Origin of the sequence: Thalassospira sp. CH_XMU1420-2 (genome assembly GCF_037029325.1) — a bacterium.
In the GTDB taxonomy this organism is placed as follows: domain Bacteria; phylum Pseudomonadota; class Alphaproteobacteria; order Rhodospirillales; family Thalassospiraceae; genus Thalassospira; species Thalassospira povalilytica.
This window is the reverse complement of sequence record NZ_JAYMEG010000047.1, coordinates 1-1416: the sequence shown is the minus strand read 5'-3', so window position 1 is coordinate 1416 and position 1416 is coordinate 1. Positions and strand designations below refer to the sequence as shown.

The window sequence follows — 1416 nt, the reverse complement described above, 5'->3', positions numbered from 1 at the left end:
AAATGTTTCAGAGCGAGCTGCGCACTTTATACGAAGCAGAACGCATGATCTCTGATCCGCGCTATATCAGTCAGCTTTCGCGGACAAACAATCTGCCGCCAAGTGAATTGCAATACCTGCATACAATCCAGCAATGCCATAAAGAGGCACTCTGTTCTTGAACAATAAAAAAAGCAGCCACGGAATGAGAACTGAATGGGTGATGATTGATCTGTGATGAAGAATTGGCAGCAACGCTAAATCGATATCCGGAAGCCATAGGCCCAACCAAATTCCCAGGGCATACGGAGCCGGTCTCGTTAAGATGTGTTTGATTGGCTCCATTATCGACTTCATCCCGTGTCCCTTATTTGGAATTAGTTTTCAGGCTGCTGTGCAACTCATCCAGATCGTCGAGAGCTTGTTTAAGTTCCGCCACATCCGACTTGTTGACGGTGATACTCCCGTCACCGGCAGATGCCTGGTCCATCTTATCATGCCAACCTGTGAGCAGATTGTAAGCACGGTTCATCTTGTCAGGGTTCGCTTCTGCCATTCTGATGTCCCTTATTTGGAATGCTCTTAACGCGCATTTTTGCAAGAGGTTAATCTCTTCGATCTGCTGCGCCCTGCCAGCACTCAACCAAAAAAGTCGCCATAGCCCCCGCTAGATTTACCGCAAGTGCAGCATGACGCGGAGCTGATCTAACCGGTTTGCGACCCTGCCCATGGGCATCCCCAATCTTGTTACGAAGGGTTCCAAGATTTTGTACTACAGTATGGCACCCACCAAGGATTGCCTTAAAAGGCTGCTCGGTATGCTGGGAGGGGGAAAGGTTTAATATCTTGGCTGTCTTGTTATATAATTTGGGAAGATCATCATCCCCATAAGTATCCTCGGCTTCGTCCAAAATGCATTTGCAGACAGTCTCCAACAATGTTCGCGCTGCGGTAATCGCGCCATCAGGATCTTCATAACGTCTAGCTAGCGCCTTCTCCCATGCTCTGTGAACTCCGTCGGGATCAAAGGACGATAGTATCTCTGAAATAGTCGTATCTGCCGGGGCAGCGTTACAGCCCTCAAGATGTTCTAGAAGTGGTTGGAAACCGTCATAGATATGTTTTCGACGCGCCGCCCAAGCCCCTTTACCGGTGGCAACCTGTTTTAAATGGCCCCATAGTTGACCCTGATCCCTACTTGTTCGAATGAAGGATGGAAGAAGATCGCGTGTTTCACCATCCATGAATTCGGCGCGAAGTTGATGATATGCAGCTTGGTCAAAACCACCGTTTTCAGCTAGGGAAATCATCATGTTTTGAAGCATTATAGCCCGCTCAAGAGTGGAATCCGGCATGTCTTCTGGCTCTGAATTCCAAGTCATCTTGCGGTGTTCCCTTAGTTTGAATTACCGATCGTCAGCGCGGATCGAACGACCG

2 protein-coding genes are annotated in these 1416 nt (G+C 48.6%); both read right to left on the bottom strand.

Annotation, left to right across the window (positions count from 1 at the left end; all coding sequences use genetic code 11):
* Nucleotides 1-346: 346 nt before the first annotated feature.
* The gene (locus WA429_RS21150) at nucleotides 347-535 is read right to left on the bottom strand and encodes a hypothetical protein (protein WP_287466885.1); all 189 of its coding nucleotides are present in this window, start codon (nucleotides 533-535) and stop codon (nucleotides 347-349) included.
* A gap of 49 nt (nucleotides 536-584) precedes the next feature.
* On the bottom strand, nucleotides 585-1361 hold the full coding sequence (locus WA429_RS21145) for an abortive infection family protein (RefSeq protein WP_287466886.1): 777 nt from the start codon (nucleotides 1359-1361) through the stop codon (nucleotides 585-587).
* Between the last annotated feature and the right edge of the window lie 55 nt (nucleotides 1362-1416).